General features: G+C 68.7%; 12 protein-coding genes and 2 pseudogenes. 3 read left to right on the forward strand and 11 right to left on the reverse strand.

All coding sequences use genetic code 11. The annotated features are described in order from the left end of the window. Positions 1 to 103: 103 nt before the first annotated feature. Positions 104 to 1,948, forward strand: coding sequence for a glycoside hydrolase family 15 protein (locus tag OG381_RS02950; protein WP_327714493.1), 1,845 nt, complete (start codon positions 104 to 106; stop codon positions 1,946 to 1,948). Positions 1,949 to 1,987: 39 nt separating this feature from the next. On the opposite strand, the gene OG381_RS02955 is transcribed toward OG381_RS02950, so the two are convergent. From OG381_RS02955 to OG381_RS49590, 8 genes and pseudogenes are all read right to left on the reverse strand, one after another. Further along, complete coding sequence (locus OG381_RS02955; protein ID WP_327714494.1) at positions 1,988 to 3,757, reverse strand: cation:proton antiporter; 1,770 nt, start codon at positions 3,755 to 3,757, stop codon at positions 1,988 to 1,990. A 52-nt stretch (positions 3,758 to 3,809) separates the two neighbouring features. Then, on the reverse strand, positions 3,810 to 4,862 hold the full coding sequence (locus tag OG381_RS02960) for a cytochrome d ubiquinol oxidase subunit II (RefSeq protein ID WP_327714495.1): 1,053 nt from the start codon (positions 4,860 to 4,862) through the stop codon (positions 3,810 to 3,812). Next, the gene (locus OG381_RS02965) at positions 4,859 to 6,325 is read right to left on the reverse strand and encodes a cytochrome ubiquinol oxidase subunit I (RefSeq protein ID WP_327714496.1); all 1,467 of its coding nucleotides are present in this window, start codon (positions 6,323 to 6,325) and stop codon (positions 4,859 to 4,861) included. The genes OG381_RS02960 and OG381_RS02965 overlap by 4 nt, the downstream gene beginning before the upstream one ends. 36 nt (positions 6,326 to 6,361) lie before the next feature. After that, on the reverse strand, positions 6,362 to 7,198 hold the full coding sequence (locus OG381_RS02970) for an SDR family oxidoreductase (RefSeq protein ID WP_327714497.1): 837 nt from the start codon (positions 7,196 to 7,198) through the stop codon (positions 6,362 to 6,364). 160 nt (positions 7,199 to 7,358) lie between these two features. Next, positions 7,359 to 7,628, reverse strand: a pseudogene (locus OG381_RS02975) (GMC family oxidoreductase); the annotation flags it as partial. Positions 7,629 to 7,789: 161 nt separating this feature from the next. Next, complete coding sequence (locus tag OG381_RS02980) at positions 7,790 to 9,310, reverse strand: gluconokinase, GntK/IdnK-type (protein WP_327714498.1); 1,521 nt, start codon at positions 9,308 to 9,310, stop codon at positions 7,790 to 7,792. Positions 9,311 to 9,330: 20 nt separating this feature from the next. Beyond that, positions 9,331 to 9,744, reverse strand: coding sequence for a DUF7144 family membrane protein (locus OG381_RS02985; protein WP_327714499.1), 414 nt, complete (start codon positions 9,742 to 9,744; stop codon positions 9,331 to 9,333). A gap of 129 nt (positions 9,745 to 9,873) precedes the next feature. Continuing rightward, positions 9,874 to 9,972, reverse strand: a pseudogene (locus OG381_RS49590) (TetR family transcriptional regulator); the annotation flags it as partial. 351 nt (positions 9,973 to 10,323) lie between these two features. Between OG381_RS49590 and OG381_RS02990 the strand changes: the two are divergent. Further along, positions 10,324 to 10,929 carry a lytic polysaccharide monooxygenase auxiliary activity family 9 protein gene (locus OG381_RS02990; RefSeq protein ID WP_327714500.1) on the forward strand — a complete coding sequence of 202 codons (606 nt, stop codon included), beginning with the start codon at positions 10,324 to 10,326 and terminating at the stop codon, positions 10,927 to 10,929. Positions 10,930 to 11,355: 426 nt separating this feature from the next. Here OG381_RS02990 and OG381_RS02995 read toward each other — a convergent pair whose 3' ends face one another. The 3 genes from OG381_RS02995 to OG381_RS03005 are packed head-to-tail and all read right to left on the reverse strand — an operon-like array spanning position 11,356 to position 13,166. Further along, a complete protein-coding gene (locus tag OG381_RS02995; protein ID WP_327714501.1) occupies positions 11,356 to 12,378 on the reverse strand; it encodes a zinc-dependent alcohol dehydrogenase family protein in 1,023 nt (340 codons plus the stop codon). A gap of 33 nt (positions 12,379 to 12,411) precedes the next feature. Then, positions 12,412 to 12,813 carry a (R)-mandelonitrile lyase gene (locus OG381_RS03000; RefSeq protein WP_327714502.1) on the reverse strand — a complete coding sequence of 134 codons (402 nt, stop codon included), beginning with the start codon at positions 12,811 to 12,813 and terminating at the stop codon, positions 12,412 to 12,414. A 29-nt stretch (positions 12,814 to 12,842) separates the two neighbouring features. Next, positions 12,843 to 13,166: a carboxymuconolactone decarboxylase family protein gene (locus OG381_RS03005; protein WP_327714503.1), complete on the reverse strand. Its 324-nt coding sequence runs from the start codon at positions 13,164 to 13,166 to the stop codon at positions 12,843 to 12,845. A gap of 226 nt (positions 13,167 to 13,392) precedes the next feature. Here OG381_RS03005 and OG381_RS03010 point away from each other — a divergent pair, with 226 nt between their 5' ends. Continuing rightward, the gene (locus OG381_RS03010) at positions 13,393 to 14,277 is read left to right on the forward strand and encodes a helix-turn-helix transcriptional regulator (RefSeq protein ID WP_327714504.1); all 885 of its coding nucleotides are present in this window, start codon (positions 13,393 to 13,395) and stop codon (positions 14,275 to 14,277) included. The last annotated feature ends 180 nt before the right edge of the window (positions 14,278 to 14,457 follow it).

Below are 14,457 nucleotides of genomic sequence, written 5' to 3' on the forward strand. Positions count from 1 at the left end.
CGCGCCGCGTATCCGGTGACTCTCTCGCCGCCGCGTGCGGAGCCCTGCGAGGCCGCTCAGGCGGATCCGGATCCTTGTCGGCCCGGGCCGAAAGGGGCTCACGATGGACGACTATCCCCTGATCGAGAACCATGGGCTGATCGGTGATCTGCAGACCGCGGCCCTGGTCACCACCGACGCCACGATCGACTGGTTCTGCTGTCCACGCTTCGACTCACCCAGCGTCTTCGGCGCTCTGCTCGACCGGCGCAAAGGCGGCCACTTCACCGTCCGACCCGCCGCGAGCGACTACGAGACCAAGCAGCTGTACCACCCCGACACCGCCGTCCTGGTGACACGCTTCATGACGGAGGCCGGAGCCGGCGAGGTCGTCGACTTCATGCCGGTGACCGGGACGACGGCAACGCCGCGGCACCGGCTGGTCCGCATGCTGCGCTGTGTACGCGGCAGCATGACGTTCGAGGGTGAGATCGCCCCCCGCTTCGACTACGGCCGCAAGCCGCACGAACTGCACATCACCGAGCACGGGGCCCTGTTCAGCTCGGAGGACATGGATCTTGCCGTGCACCCTGTCCGGGAGCCGCACGACGAGCGACTCCTGAACGCTCTGTCGGGCGACAAGGACCTCCGCTTCACCCTGACCCTGCAGGCGGGACAACAACGCGGTCTGGTCATCGAGTCGTCGCCCGCAGGGCCGCCCCACGAGGTGCGGCTCGCGGAGTTCGAAGAACTGTTCAACGAGACGGTCCGCTTCTGGCGCTCATGGCTCAGCCAGTCCACCTACACCGGCCGGTGGCGCGAGGCGGTCGAACGCTCAGCCATCACCCTCAAGCTCATGACCTACGCGCCGAGCGGCGCGCTGGTCGCCGCCCCCACGACGGCGTTGCCGGAGCAGCTGGGCGGCGAGCGCAACTGGGACTACCGCTTCACCTGGATCCGCGACGCGTCCTTCTCCGTGTACGCCTTGCTGGGCCTGGGCTTCAAAGAAGAGGCGACGGCGTTCATCAGCTGGCTCCACAACCGGGTGAAGGAAGAGGCCGGCCAGGGCAACGGCACCGGGCCGCTGAACATCATGTACCGCGTCGACGGCTCGACCGACCTGGTGGAGGAGGAGCTCAAGCACTGGGAGGGCTACCGCGGCTCCGCCCCCGTCCGCATCGGCAACGGAGCCGCGAACCAGCTGCAACTGGACATCTACGGCGAGGCGCTGGACAGCATCTACTTCGCACACCAGCACGGCATCCATCTGGACACCAAGGGATGGACGGCGCTGCACACACTGCTCGACTGGCTGGTCGACCACTGGGACCAACCCGGAGAAGGCCTGTGGGAGACCCGCGGCGGCCGCAAGGACTTCACCTACGGCCGAGTGATGTCCTGGGTGGCCTTCGACCGCGCCCTGCGGATCTCCTACGACGACGGGCGCCCGGCGGCCCGCGGCCGCTGGATGGCCGAGCGCGACAACCTCTACGCGCAGGTCCTCGACCAAGGATGGGACCAGCAGAAACAGTCCTTCGTGCAGCACTACGGCGACGACGTGCTCGACTCGTCGCTGCTGCGCATGCCCACGGTGGGTTTCATCACGCCCGATGACCCGATGTGGAAGTCCACCATGGACGCGATGGACCGTGAACTGGTCAGCGACAGCCTGGTCTATCGCTACAACCCCGAAGCGTCACCGGACGGGCTGCGCGGCTCGGAGGGAACCTTCTCCCTGTGCACGTTCATGTACGTCGATGCCCTGGCGCGGACCGGTCGCACGGATCAGGCCAGGCTGGTGCTGGAGAAGATGCTCACCTACGCCAACCATCTGGGCCTGTACTCCGAGGAGATCGCCCTGACGGGCCGTCAACTGGGCAATTTCCCGCAGGCCTTCACCCACCTGGCGCTGATCGACGCGGCCATCACCCTCGACGCGACCCTCAACAGCAAGCGCGTGACGGCGTAGGGAAACCGCCGAAACGCCGGCTCCGCTGCCCTTCGACGCTCACCCTTCGGAGGGGGCGGAGCCGAGCAGTACCACCTGGTCGCCCTCCCCCGGGATGACCTGCTGCTTGTCGGTGACCGGCTCCAGCCGCCGGTCGGCGCGGACGACGAACAGGGTGTCGTGGCCCTCCGGGAGGGGGGCCGAGCCGGACCGGATCACGAAGCGGGCTCCCCGCTCGTAGCGTGCCGCCAGGATGTGACGAACGAGCGCGGTGCCGAACAGGATGTCGCCGCCGGTGTAAGGGGCGACGACGCCATGACCGCCGTGCGGCGGTCCGACCCGGTACACGGGGCCTTCGACGCTGTCCTGCATCACCACGGCGGCGAGCGCGTTGAAGTCGTCGTCGTCGGTGGCCAGGAAGACGGCCGTCACACCCTCCAGCCTGGCGCCGGGATTGGTGGCCGTGGCCAGCAGATCACCGGTGGCCAGCTCGATTCCCGCGGCGTCGATGCGTTCTCGTTCGGCGTCGGCCCCCGCCCACATGAGTACGTCCAGGCCGGCGCTCTGCAACGTTCTTCCCAGGTCCACCACCCATGGCTCCCCGCCCACCAGCAGGATCCGGTGTCCCCCGGGTTCGACGATGCCGAGCCGTCGCGCCACCGGCGCCGCGGTGAGCGCGTACAGCACGACGGTGCCCACGATCACCAGGAAGGTGACGGGAAGGATGCGGGAGGCTCCGGGCTCCCCCTGCTCGACGAGGCCCGCCGCGAATGCCGAGGCCGTCGCCGCGGCCACGATGCCTCGCGGTGCCATCCATCCGATGAAGGCCCGCTCCCCCATGGTCAGGCCGGACCGGGTGGTCGACGCGAAGGCGATCACGGGGCGCACGACCAGGACGAGCAGAGCGATGAGCCCCAGAGCCGGCAGCAGCACGGGCCTCACGGAGGAGGGAGCGACGCTGGAGGAGATGGAGACGAACAGCAAGCCGATGATCAGTTGGGCCAGTGTCTCGAAGAAGGGCCGTCGGGCCGGAATGTCGAAGCCGCGGATGTTGGTCACGGCGAGACCCGCCACGATGGCGGCGATGAGCCCGGTGTCGTCCCGGACGATGTCGCACATCGCCGACACGGTGATCACCGTGGCCAGTTGCGCCAGCGTTCCCAAAGTCTCGCCCAGCCGCAGGGTGCGCAGCGTCAGCCACAGCACGGCCGTCGCCACCGCTCCCCCGACCAAACCCACAACGAGGCTGAGCGCGAACTGACCCAGTTGGTAGCCCCGGCCGATGTCGACCCGGTGCGTCGTGGCCACGGCATGGAACACCAGCGCGCCCAGGATGCCGCCGATCGGATCCGTCAGCGTCCCTTCCCAGATCAGGATGCGGCGCACCTTGTCGTTCGGACGGACGAAGTCGAGCAGTGGACCGACGACGGTCGGGCCGGAGACCACGAGGATCACACCGAGCATCGCGGCGACCCGCAGGGGCATGTCGAACATCGCGGGCGCCACCGCTGCCGTGACGAAGAACGTGAGCAGCACGCCGAACAGCAGCAGCCTGCCCACGATCCATCGCGTGCGACCCGTGAGTTTGCTCAGATTGAGCCCGAGGCCCGCGTCGTAGAGGATCACCGCGACGGCCATCGAGACCAGGGCGGAGAAGTCCGGGCCGATCAGCTTGTCCGGATGGATGACGTCCGTCAGCGCCCCGGCCGCGAAACCCGCCGGCAGCAGGATGATCAGTGCGGGGACGCGCAGCTTGCTCGCCAGGATCTGGGATCCGGCGGCGAGCGCGAACGTCAGAGCGATCCCGAGAAGGATCTCGTCGTCCGTCACAACAGCTCCCTCGGTCGGGGCGCGGGCGCGATGGGGATACGGCGGTGGGCCGTCAGGCGGTTCCGGAGGGGCCGTTCTCGCCCGTACCGCTTCGTCGCAGTTCGGCGTCCGTGAGTTCCTCCAGTTCGCCGTGGGTGTCCAGCCAGTACAGGAGAGCGACGGCCGGGAAGACCACGACCACGGCGATCACCGTGACCACAAGCAGCCACGTGAGTGTGGCGGGGGCGCCCGCCCCGTCGGACACGGTCAACGACGTCGGAAGGAGGTAGGGCCGCTGGGCCATGCCCCAGGCGAGCACCGCACCCGCGACGACCGCGACGGCCGCGACCCGGACCCAGACGCCCGGCGTCCGCAGAAGCAGCCAGATCGTCGCGAGGACGGCCACCCCCGCGGCGATGACGAAGCCCAGACCCACGCCATGGGTCAGTCCGTGCCACACGTGCGCACTGTCGTCCCGGGTGACGGACAACGCGAGCACAGCCAGCACGGACACGACCGCGAGGCTGGCCAGCGCGCGCCGCCGGAAGTAGCCGACCAGATCGGCGTCGAGGCGCCGGGCGTCTCCCGTGAGGAAGACCGCGCCAAGGAACGCGGTGCCCGCGACAGCGGTCAGACCGAACATCAGCGAGGTGGGGTTGAACCAGGCGTCGGCGGAGGCCTCCGTGCCGGGCGAGACCCGGCCCGACGCGACCCCGCCGACAGCCGAGCCGAGGAAGAACGGCGTCACGAGCGAGGCCACGGCGAACACGGCACCGTACAGACGCCGCCCCACGAGCCGGCGGGCGGGCTTGCGGAAGGCGAAGCCGGCGCCCCGCAGGACCATGCCCATCGCGGCCAGCGCCAACGGCAGCCACATCGCGGAGAACACGGTCTGGAAAAGGACCGGGAAGCCGGTCCACATGATGACGAAGACGAAGATCAGCCAGACGTTGTTCACCTCCCACACGGGAGCCATCGCGTGGTCGATCAGCTGCCGGGGGCGCTTGCCGCGCTCCGCCCCGCCCGCGGTGAGATCCCAGAATCCTGCGCCGTAGTCGGTGCCGCCCGCACACGCGTACGCGGCGACGGCGAGGAGCAGCGTCACGGCGATGACGTCGGCGGTCACGGGCGGCCGTCCCGGGGCCTGCCTCCGGTGCCGGAGGTGAGGATGTCGTCGCCCTGAGGAGCTGTTCTCGGCCCGTAGGGGGTATCGGCCTCCGGTGCGTGCGCCGCCTGTTGCTCGTCGGCGAGCCGCCAGCGCGCCCGCATCTTGAGCAGGACCGTCAGCAGCGAGCCGAAGACGAACACATACACCACGATCACCAGGCCGAACATGATCCACAGGGTGCTGGAGCGGGTCGCCGTGACCGCCTCGGCGACCCGCATGTTCTGGTAGACGATCCAGGGCTGGCGGCCGACCTCGGTGGCGACCCACCCGCACTCCACCGCCACGACGGACGCGACTCCGGCGCAGGCCGCGCCGCGATAGAACCACGTGGATTCGGGAGGCCGGCGGTGGCGCAGCCAGATCCATCCGTAGCACAGCGCGAGCAGCAGCAACGCGGTGCCGATGAAGACCATCGTGTCGAAGGCCCAGTGCGCGATGGTCGCCTGAGTGGCGGTCGGCCGTTCACTGGCCGGGACGGAGGTCAGCCCGACCACCTTGGTGTCCGGGCGGAACCCGGCCAGCACGGAGTCGAGCAAGGGAATCTTGATACCGCCGGAGATCGAGCCGTCCGGGTGCAGGCGACCGTAGAGGTACTCCGGTACGCGGGTGTCGGTCTTCCAGACGATCTCCATGGCCGCGAACTTCACCGGCTGTTTGTGGAAGACCGAGCGCGCGATGGAGTCGCCCAGGACCATCTGCACGGGCGCGGCGATGGATGCGATCGTGAAGGGAATGGTGAACCCGAGCCGGTGATACCGGTCCCGGCGGCCCCGCAGCCAGCCCACGGCATAGACACCGGCCACCATGTAACCCGCCGTCATCAGCATGGCTAGGACGAAGTGCCAGTACTGCGGCCCGAACATGGGCGTGAAGATCGCCTTCCACACGTCGACATCGACCGGTCGGCCCGAGGCGTCCAGGGAGAACCCCTGCGGTGTGTTCATCCAGGAGTTGGCTGCCAGAATACCGAACGCGCCCAGCAGGGCGGTGGCCGGGAGCGGCAGCCCGAGCAGGAAATGGGTACGCGGCTTCAGCCGGCGCCACCCGTAGAGATAGATCGCGATGAGTACCGCCTCGAGGAAGAACGCCCAGGCCTCGACACCGAACCCGATCCCGAAGACGTCGCCCCACCGCCCCATCAGTCCCGGCCAGAGCAGACCGAACTCGAAGGAAAGCACCGTGCCGGTGACGACGCCGACCGCGAACTGCACCGCCATGACGGCCGACCAGCGCCGGGCCAGGAGCAGCGCGGTGGCATCGTTGCGGCGCAGCCCTCGGTAGTGCATGACCAGGGTGATGAGAGGGAGCGCCACGCCCAGGGGCACCAGGATGATGTGGGAGGCCAGGGTGAAGGCCATGAGCTCCCGGGCGGGCAGCAGTTGCGCTGGGGCGTCCGCCACCAGCGAGACGTAGGTGTACATCGACGCCCTTACTGTTCGTGGCGTTCCAGGGGAAGGTCAGCCACCGGTGGCGAACCCGGGGAAGAGAGTCATGCCGCCGTCCACGTACAGGGTCGTCCCCACGACGTAGTCCATGAGGTCGGACGAGAGGGCGACGACGGCGTGGGCGATGTCGTCGGGGTCGCCGATCCGGTCGTAGGGAATCAGCCGCAGCAGGTCTTCCCGGGCCTCGGGCGTCTCCCAGGCGCTGCGGTTGATCGGCGTCTTGATCGCACCGGGGGCGACCGCGTTCACCCTGATCTTCTCCGGGGCGAGCTCCTGGGCCAGGGTCTGCATCATCATCTGCACGCCCCCCTTGGAGGACGCGTAGTTGACGTGGCCGGACCACGGGATGAGCTGGTGCACCGAGCTCATGCAGATGATCTTCCCGGCCGCGCGGGACACCTCGGGAACGACACCGCGGCGCCGGAACTCCTTGGCCGCCTCCCTGGCGCACAGGAACTGCCCCGTGAGGTTGACATCGATCACCTTCTGCCACTGCGCCAGCGTCATCTCGGTGAGCCGGGCGTCGCGCTGCAGACCGGCGTTGGCGACCATGATGTCGATCGTCCCGAACTCCTGGACCATCCGATCCACCATGGCGACGACCTGGTCCTCCTTGGACACGTCCGCCTCGTAGGCGGCCGCGCGCACGCCGAAGGAGGTGATCTCCTCGACGACCTTCTCGGCGGCGTCACGATCCGCCACGTAGTTCACGACCACGTCCGCGCCGGCCCGGGCGAGCCCCAGCGCGGTGGCCATGCCGATGCCCGAGTTCGCTCCCGTGACCAGTGCCTTCTGACCCCTCAGAAGGTGCGCCGGAATGACGCCCTGTGGTGCTTCGGTCGAATCCACGATGTTCTGCCTCCTCGCAGCACGGCCGGGCCCGCCGCCTGCGGCCGACCCGGCACGCAGGTCACGCAATCACCGGTCGCGGCGGACGGCATGGCCACGGAGCGACCGTTGGGCCGTTGGGCCGAGCATCTTCGTCCCATCGGACGAGCGGCCCGACCGGTCAGCCGAGCCGCGCGAGGAGACGGTCGCCGACCCGCAGCGCGTTGGCGATGGCCGTCAGGGACGGGTTGACCGCGCCGACGCTCGGGAAGAAGCTCGTGTCGACGACGTAGAGATTGTCCAGGTCGTGGGCCTTGCAGTTGACGTCCAGCGCGGAGGAAGCCGGGTCGGTTCAGAAACGGACGGTGCCCGCCTGATGCGCCGTCGCGCCGATCGGCATGCCCTTGTGCAGGTAGATGCTGCGGGACAACAGCCGGTGTTCATGCATGCCCTAATGGCCGACCGCCACGACCCGCTCAGGTGTCGGATGGGCCAGTGCACCCCGCGGGTTCGTCTCGCCCTCCGTTACGCCGCGTCCCGCAGCCGCATGTGGAACACCCGCGAACTCGCGCTCGCCCATGCGCGTGCCGGCCGGACCAGGACCGGCCCACGTCACGGGGAATCCCACGGAGTGAGCCCCCATCGCAGGACATGGGTGTCACCCGGCTCGAGAACCGTCAGATCGGTGCCGCTGCGGAGCGCGTCCGCCGGACAGGACATGGGCTCCACGGCCACGCCCCGGCGTCTGCGTTCGGGCTCGGCCAGCGTGTCACCCGTGTACACCTGGACGTAGCGGGTGCCGTCGCCGAGCCACAGATCGACGCCTCGCAGTCCGGAAGGATGGGCCAGCCTGACGACCGTCCGGCCGCGCGCGTCGCGGTCGAGGCCGGTGAAGGCGGTGTCCAGCCGCAGGTCGCCAATGGGGCGGGCAGCGCGGAAGTCGTACACGGTTCCCTCCACCGGCTCCTGACCGACAGGCAGACCCCGCTCGTCGGTGAGCAGCCGGTACCCGGCCGGAACGGTCAGCAGGGCGGTGTCGACGAGGTCGGTGCCGACCGTCAGATACGGATGCTGTCCCACTGCGCAAGGAGCGCGGACCGTACCGGAGTTGGTGGCGAAGACGGAGACTTCCAAGCCTTCGGGACCGAGCCGGTACTCCGCACGGACCTCGAGGAGGAAGGGATAACCCGGCTGCGGGCACAGTGTGGTGCCGATCCTGAGCGAGTCCTCACTGTGGGCAAGCAGCTTCCACAAGGTCCACCGCAGCAGACCGTGGATGGCGTTGTGCTCCTCCGGTTCCGTCAACGGGAGTTGCAGGTCGTGGCCGTCGAAGCGGTAGCGTCCGTCGGCCACACGGTTCGGCCAGGGGACAAGGAGCTGTCCTCGCCCTCCTGTGATGGCCGAGTCGCTGGTGAACCCGTCGAGCAGGGGCCGGTCGTTCACGACGTACTCGCGCAACGCGCCGCCCAGTTGGACGATGGAAGCCCGTTGCCCACCATGGCGCAACTGCCACTGGTCGCCCGTCGGACCGGCGGAGACAAGCCGCTCCTCACGTCGTGCGGAGCGCTCGATGAGCGGCCCTGGCGGCAGGTCGTCCACAGCGTCTTCTCCGCGCATCAGCGAAAGCACCGACGCGGCCACGGCCTCCGGGGACTGGTCGATCTCGACCACCAACGGATGTTCATCGGCCACCGGCTCCTGTAGTTCGGCGAACTGACTGTCCAGCAGACCTGCCGGGAAGAAGTGGCCGTGCCGGGCGGCCAGCCGTGAGCGGATCAGATCGTGCGACCCGTGCAGGTACACCAGACGCACGCCAGGGCGCCCCGCCAAAAGGCGGTCCCGGTAGACACGCTTGAGCGCGGAACAGGTCACCACAGCCGACCGGCCGGCGACGATCTCACGGTCCATCCAGGCACCGATGGCTTCGAGCCAGGGCTCTCGGTCGCTGTCCGTGAGGGCGTGGCCGGCGGCCATTTTGGCGCGGTTGGCCTCGGAGTGGAACTCGTCCGCGTCCCGATACGGCCGGCCCAGCCGCTGCGCCACGAGCCGCGCCACCGTCGTCTTGCCCGACCCGGCGACGCCGACGATGAGCAGCACGTCCGGCGGCGGCCCTGCCACTGTCTCGCTCGCCACGGCCGTCGAGGTCCCGGACCTCAGTCCGGCATCGGACCAGGGGCTACGCACAGCGCCCAGATGACGAAGGCGTCGAGGGCGATGAAGAGCAGCGCCCACCACGGGTTGTAGGGCAGCCACATGAAGTTCGCGATCATGCTGAGACCCGCCAGCACCACGCCGACGACCCTGGCCCACGTGGCGCCCTTGAGCAGGGCGAAGCCGGCGCAGGCGATCACGATGCCCAGTATGAGGTGGATCCAGCCCCATCCGGTGAGATCGAGCTCGTAGACGTAGTTGCGGGTGCTGAAGAACACGTCGTCCTCGGCGATGGCCGAGATACCGGCGAGCAGCGTCATGATGCCGCTGAAGATCATCATCACGGAGGCGAACACGAGCCAGCCGCTGCCGTGCGTTGCCCTGGCCGGGCCGGCTTCTCTCACATTGGTTGTCATGACAGGTTCCTCCCTGTCGTGGGCTGCCCGTCGACGTTTCCGCGCGACGAGTCCGATACATCCAATCTGAACCTCCACGTCCTCCGGCGCACATCGGCAGCGCGGACCCGGAGGAGCCCTGCTCCCGAAGCAGCGCAGGAAGGCACTGCGGGACACCCCCGCAGCCGCGGCCAAGTCAATGACGGTGACGTAGTCGAAGCCCTCGCGGCGGAACAGCTCGAAGGCCACATGGGCCAGACGTCTCGGGACGAGCGACCGTCACCCACCTCGACCGTTCGACAACCTCCCGGAGCACCCCCGCCGGCATGCATCGACAGCCCCGCACACCAGCGGGCCAGATCCTCGTTTTCCGGTCCCGGGAACGGTTCTGACTCCCGACTCACGACAGATTCCCTGCTCGCCGCCCGCCCCGGGAATCAACTCGGTTTGCTTCATTGACATCTCCCTCAGAAGTCCTAGCGTTGGGAGCGCTCCCATAACAGCCTTGCAACTGGAAGGAGTCCCCCCCACATGCGCACACAGAGTCCGTTACCCGGGCGTTCGCGATCACCCCTCCGCCGGCCTCTCCAGGCGCTCGTCATGCTGTTCGCCCTGGTCGTCGGCGCACTCACCTGGTCGACCCCCGCCCAGGCCCACGGCACCATCGTCGACCCCGCCTCCCGCGCGTACCAGTGCTGGAAGACGTGGGGCAGCAACCACACGAACCCGGCCATGCAGACCGAAGACCCCATGTGCTGGCAGGCCTTCCAGGCCAACGCCGACACCATGTGGAACTGGATGAGCGCGCTTCGCGACGGCCTCGGTGGCCAGTTCGAGGCGCGGACCCCCGACGGGACGCTCTGCAGCAACAACCTCTCCAGGAACGCCAGCCTGGACAAGCCCGGACCGTGGAAGACCACCACCGTCAGCAACAACTTCTCGGTCCACCTGTACGACCAGGCGTCCCACGGGGCGGACTACCTCAAGGTCTACGTGAGCAAGCAGGGCTTCAACCCCCAGACCCAGACCCTGGGTTGGAGCAACCTCGACTTCATCACGCAGACCGGCCGCTTCGCCCCGGCGAAGGACATCACGTTCCCCGTCCAGACGTCCGGCTACACCGGGCACCACATCCTGTTCGTGATCTGGCAGGCCTCGCACCTGGACCAGGCCTACATGTGGTGCAGCGACGTGAACTTCGGCTGATCCGGCCAGCGCCGCACACGGCACCGGCCTCTGCCGGGCGCCGGTAACCCGCCGCTCGGCCGACCGAACTCCGCCGGGGCAGGAGACCCATCTGGTCACCCTGCCCCGACGGGGCTTCCTGCGCTCTTGCCTCCCGGACGCGGACCGGGACAGGTTCGTCTCTGGCAACGAGCAGAACGCCGTCACATCCAGGGTGGTCATCACGACGGCGAAAGACCGCGTGCTGTGGTGCAGCCGGGCCCGTCCCGCAAGCTGCGCGGACGTCAACCACGCCCACCACGCGGCAGTGCGACCGGCGATATAGCCGAAGATCACCCGTAGTTGTGCTCCATGCCACCGCTGGTGCGCTGATCGCCGGGCATCGTTTCGCCGAACATGGTCAAGGAGGCACCCAACAACTCGCACCGCCTGCCGCGCGCCCCTGGCTCAGGGCACGAGGAGCGCCTTGATGGCGCGTCGTTCGTCCATGGCCTGGTAGGCGTCGGCGACCTGTTCGAGCGGCAGGGTGAGGTCGAAAACCTTGCCCGGGTTGATGCGGCCGGAGAGTACGCGGTCGATCAGGTCAGGCAGGAACGCACGGACGGGGGCGGGGCCGCCGCGCAGGCCGACGTGGGAGTAGAACAGCTCCTGGCCGTCGACCGCCACGTCATGGGGGACGCCGACAAAGCCGACGTTGCCGCCGGGCCGTGTCGAGCGCAACGCCTGCTGCATGGACTCCGGCGTGCCTACGCATTCCAGGACCCGGTCGGCGCCGATCCCGCCGGTCATCTCCTTGATGCGGGCGATGCCCTCTTCCCCGCGCTCGGCGACGATGTCGGTGGCCCCGAACTCGCGGGCCAGCTTCTGTCGGGCCTCGTGCCGGGACATGGCGATGATCCGCTCGGCGCCCAGTTCCTTGGCGGCGATGACCGCGCACAGGCCGACCGCGCCGTCGCCGACCACCGCGACCGTATCGCCGGGCCGCACCTCGGCGGCGACGGCCGCGTACCAGCCGGTGCCCATCACGTCGGAGCAGGCCAGCAGGCTGGGAATGTACTGCTCGGCGGGCTGGTCGGGCGTGGCGACGAGAGTGCCGTCCGCGAGGGGGATGCGGATCTTCTCGGCCTGGCAGCCCTCGGCACCGACGAACTCGCGGTGCAGGCAGTTGGTTTGGTAGCCGTTGCGACAGTTCGCGCAGGTGTTGTCGGAGGCGAAGAACGAGCCGATGACGAACTGCCCCGGCTTGACGGCAGTCACCTCGCTGCCGACTTCCTCGACGATGCCGACGTACTCGTGACCGAACGGGGTTGGCTGCTCGACCGGGTTGATGCCGCGGTAGTCCCACAGGTCCGAGCCGCACACACAGGTCGCGGCGGTACGAATGACCGCGTCGGTCGGGTTGATGATCGTCGGGTGGACACGCTCCTCGAAGCGCACGTCCCCGGGAGCGTGGAGAACGGCTCCGCGCATGATGATGCTCCTCACGGGTTGCCGGGGTTCGGGTCAGCGGCGGGGGCTGGTACGCGGGCCGCCGTACTCGTCATCGCCGACGTGTTCGAGCCAGTCGACCTCGTCGGTCTCCCACAGCGCAATGTGCGTCATGAAGTGGTCCGGGGCGGCGCCGTGCCAGTGCTCCTCGCCCGGCGGCGTCCAGATCACGTCGCCCGGACGGGCTTCGAGGATCTCGCCACCGCGGGACTGGATCAGGGCGATGCCCTCGACGATATAGAGGGTCTGGCCCAGGCCATGGCTGTGCCAGGCGGTCCGGGCACCGGGCGCGAATCGCACGGCGTTGGCGCGGGCGCGGGAGGGTTCTTCACCCCGGTAGATCACATCCGCCCAGGCATCGCCGGTGAACCACTGGGCGGGCAGCTTCATCGTCGGCTGCTTGTTCAACAATTCCATGAGCGGTGCTCCTCTTCGCGGACTCGCGGTCAGGCTGCGGTCTGCTCGTCTGCGATCTCCTTGAGCAGGGTGATCGCGGTCATGGCGTTCGGCCAGCCGGCGTAGAAGGCGAGGTGCGTGATTGCCTCGGACAGCTCCTCCACACTCAGCCCGTTCTCCAGCGCCACACGAAGGTGGTAGCCGAGCTGCTCGCCGCGGTACAGCGCGGCCAGCACGCTCACGGTGACGAGGCTGCGATCCCGCGGGGAGAGCCCGGGCCGCTCCCAGACGTCGCCGAAGAGGACCTCATTGGTGACCTCGACGAGCTTGGGCGCGATTCCGGCCAGTTCCTGGGGTGCGGACTGCTTCGCCATAAGACGACTCCTTCGCTCACAAACGTTGTGGAAGCGGGCCCTGCAAGCCTGTGGTCAGGTGCCCGACCCGGCAGCACAGCCCGAAACCTCTCGTCCGGGCCCGCCGGCAGCCGCCGCAGCGGCCACTACCGAGGTAACCGCAGGTCACGCGCGTGTGGAAGGTACGGCTGTTCCAGGTACTGACAGAACCCCCCTCGTCCGCACCCGCCCGCCTAGCCTGGAACACGTGAGTACCGAGAGCGACATCCGCGAATTCCTGGCCTCTCGCCGCGCCAAGATCACCCCGCAGCAGGCCGGACTTCCCGCCTACGGCGGCAATCGGCGTGTGCCCGGTCTACGCCGCGAGGAAGTCGCAATGCTCGCCGGCGTCAGCGTCGACTACTACGTTCGCCTCGAACGCGGCCACCTCGCCGGTGCCTCCGAGGAGGTCCTCGACGCCGTCGCGAACGCCCTGCAGCTCGACGAGGCCGAACGCGCTCACCTCTACGACCTGGCCCGCGCCGTCGCCAGACGTCCCTTCCGCCGTACCAAACGCACTCGAGGTCCACTCCCGGACAGCGTCCTGCGCGTCCTGGACTCCATGACCGACTCCCCGGCCTTCATCCGCAACGGCCGCCTCGACATCCTCGCGATCAACCACCTCGGCCGCGCCCTGTACGCACCGCTGTTCACCGATGACGCCCCGCGCCCGGTCAACGTCGCGCGCTTCCAGTTCCTGGATCCGCACGGCCGTGACTTCTTTCCGGACTGGGAGCAGTCCGTGAACACAACCGTCTCGCTGCTGCGCACCGAGGCCGGACGGGCTCCAGGTGACAGCGATCTGACCGGACTGATCGGTGAACTCGTCACCCGCAGCGAGGAGTTCCGCACCGCGTGGGCCAAGCACAACGTGCGCCTGCACCACACCGGCAGCAAGTCGTTCCGTCACCCGGCCGTCGGCGAGATCACCCTGGACTTCGACGCCATGGAACTGCCCGCACAGCCCGGCCTGACCCTGACCGCGTACAGCGCCGGCCCGCACACCCCGGCCTACGACGCGCTGCAGCTGCTGGCGGCCTGGGCCGCCACTGAGGCACCCTCCGCTGCCGTCGACCGCTCGACCAGCCGCTGAACAACGGCCTCGGTGACAGATCCTCGATCGCCGCGAGGAGGCACCACAGCGCGCACTCGTACCTCGGCCAGGTCCTTGAGGCCTCGGCCATCGGGCTGGGCTGCCTGCATATCTCCCCGAGTTGCGGCGGGCCCCAACCCCGGCAATCGGCAATCGGCAATCGGCAGGACATGATCGCCC

Source organism: Streptomyces sp. NBC_00490 (genome assembly GCF_036013645.1).
Lineage (GTDB): Bacteria > Actinomycetota > Actinomycetes > Streptomycetales > Streptomycetaceae > Streptomyces > Streptomyces canus_F.

What these genes read in the sequence shown, in the direction of transcription:
- OG381_RS02950 (WP_327714493.1), top strand. Translation starts at nt 104, where the DNA reads ATGGACGACTATCCCCTGATCGAGAACCATGGGCTGATCGGTGATCTG.
- OG381_RS02965 (WP_327714496.1), bottom strand. Translation starts at nt 6,325, where the DNA reads ATGTACACCTACGTCTCGCTGGTGGCGGACGCCCCAGCGCAACTGCTG.
- OG381_RS02985 (WP_327714499.1), bottom strand. Translation starts at nt 9,744, where the DNA reads ATGACAACCAATGTGAGAGAAGCCGGCCCGGCCAGGGCAACGCACGGC.
- OG381_RS02990 (WP_327714500.1), top strand. Translation starts at nt 10,324, where the DNA reads ATGCTGTTCGCCCTGGTCGTCGGCGCACTCACCTGGTCGACCCCCGCC.
- OG381_RS02995 (WP_327714501.1), bottom strand. Translation starts at nt 12,378, where the DNA reads ATGCGCGGAGCCGTTCTCCACGCTCCCGGGGACGTGCGCTTCGAGGAG.
- OG381_RS03000 (WP_327714502.1), bottom strand. Translation starts at nt 12,813, where the DNA reads ATGGAATTGTTGAACAAGCAGCCGACGATGAAGCTGCCCGCCCAGTGG.
- OG381_RS03005 (WP_327714503.1), bottom strand. Translation starts at nt 13,166, where the DNA reads ATGGCGAAGCAGTCCGCACCCCAGGAACTGGCCGGAATCGCGCCCAAG.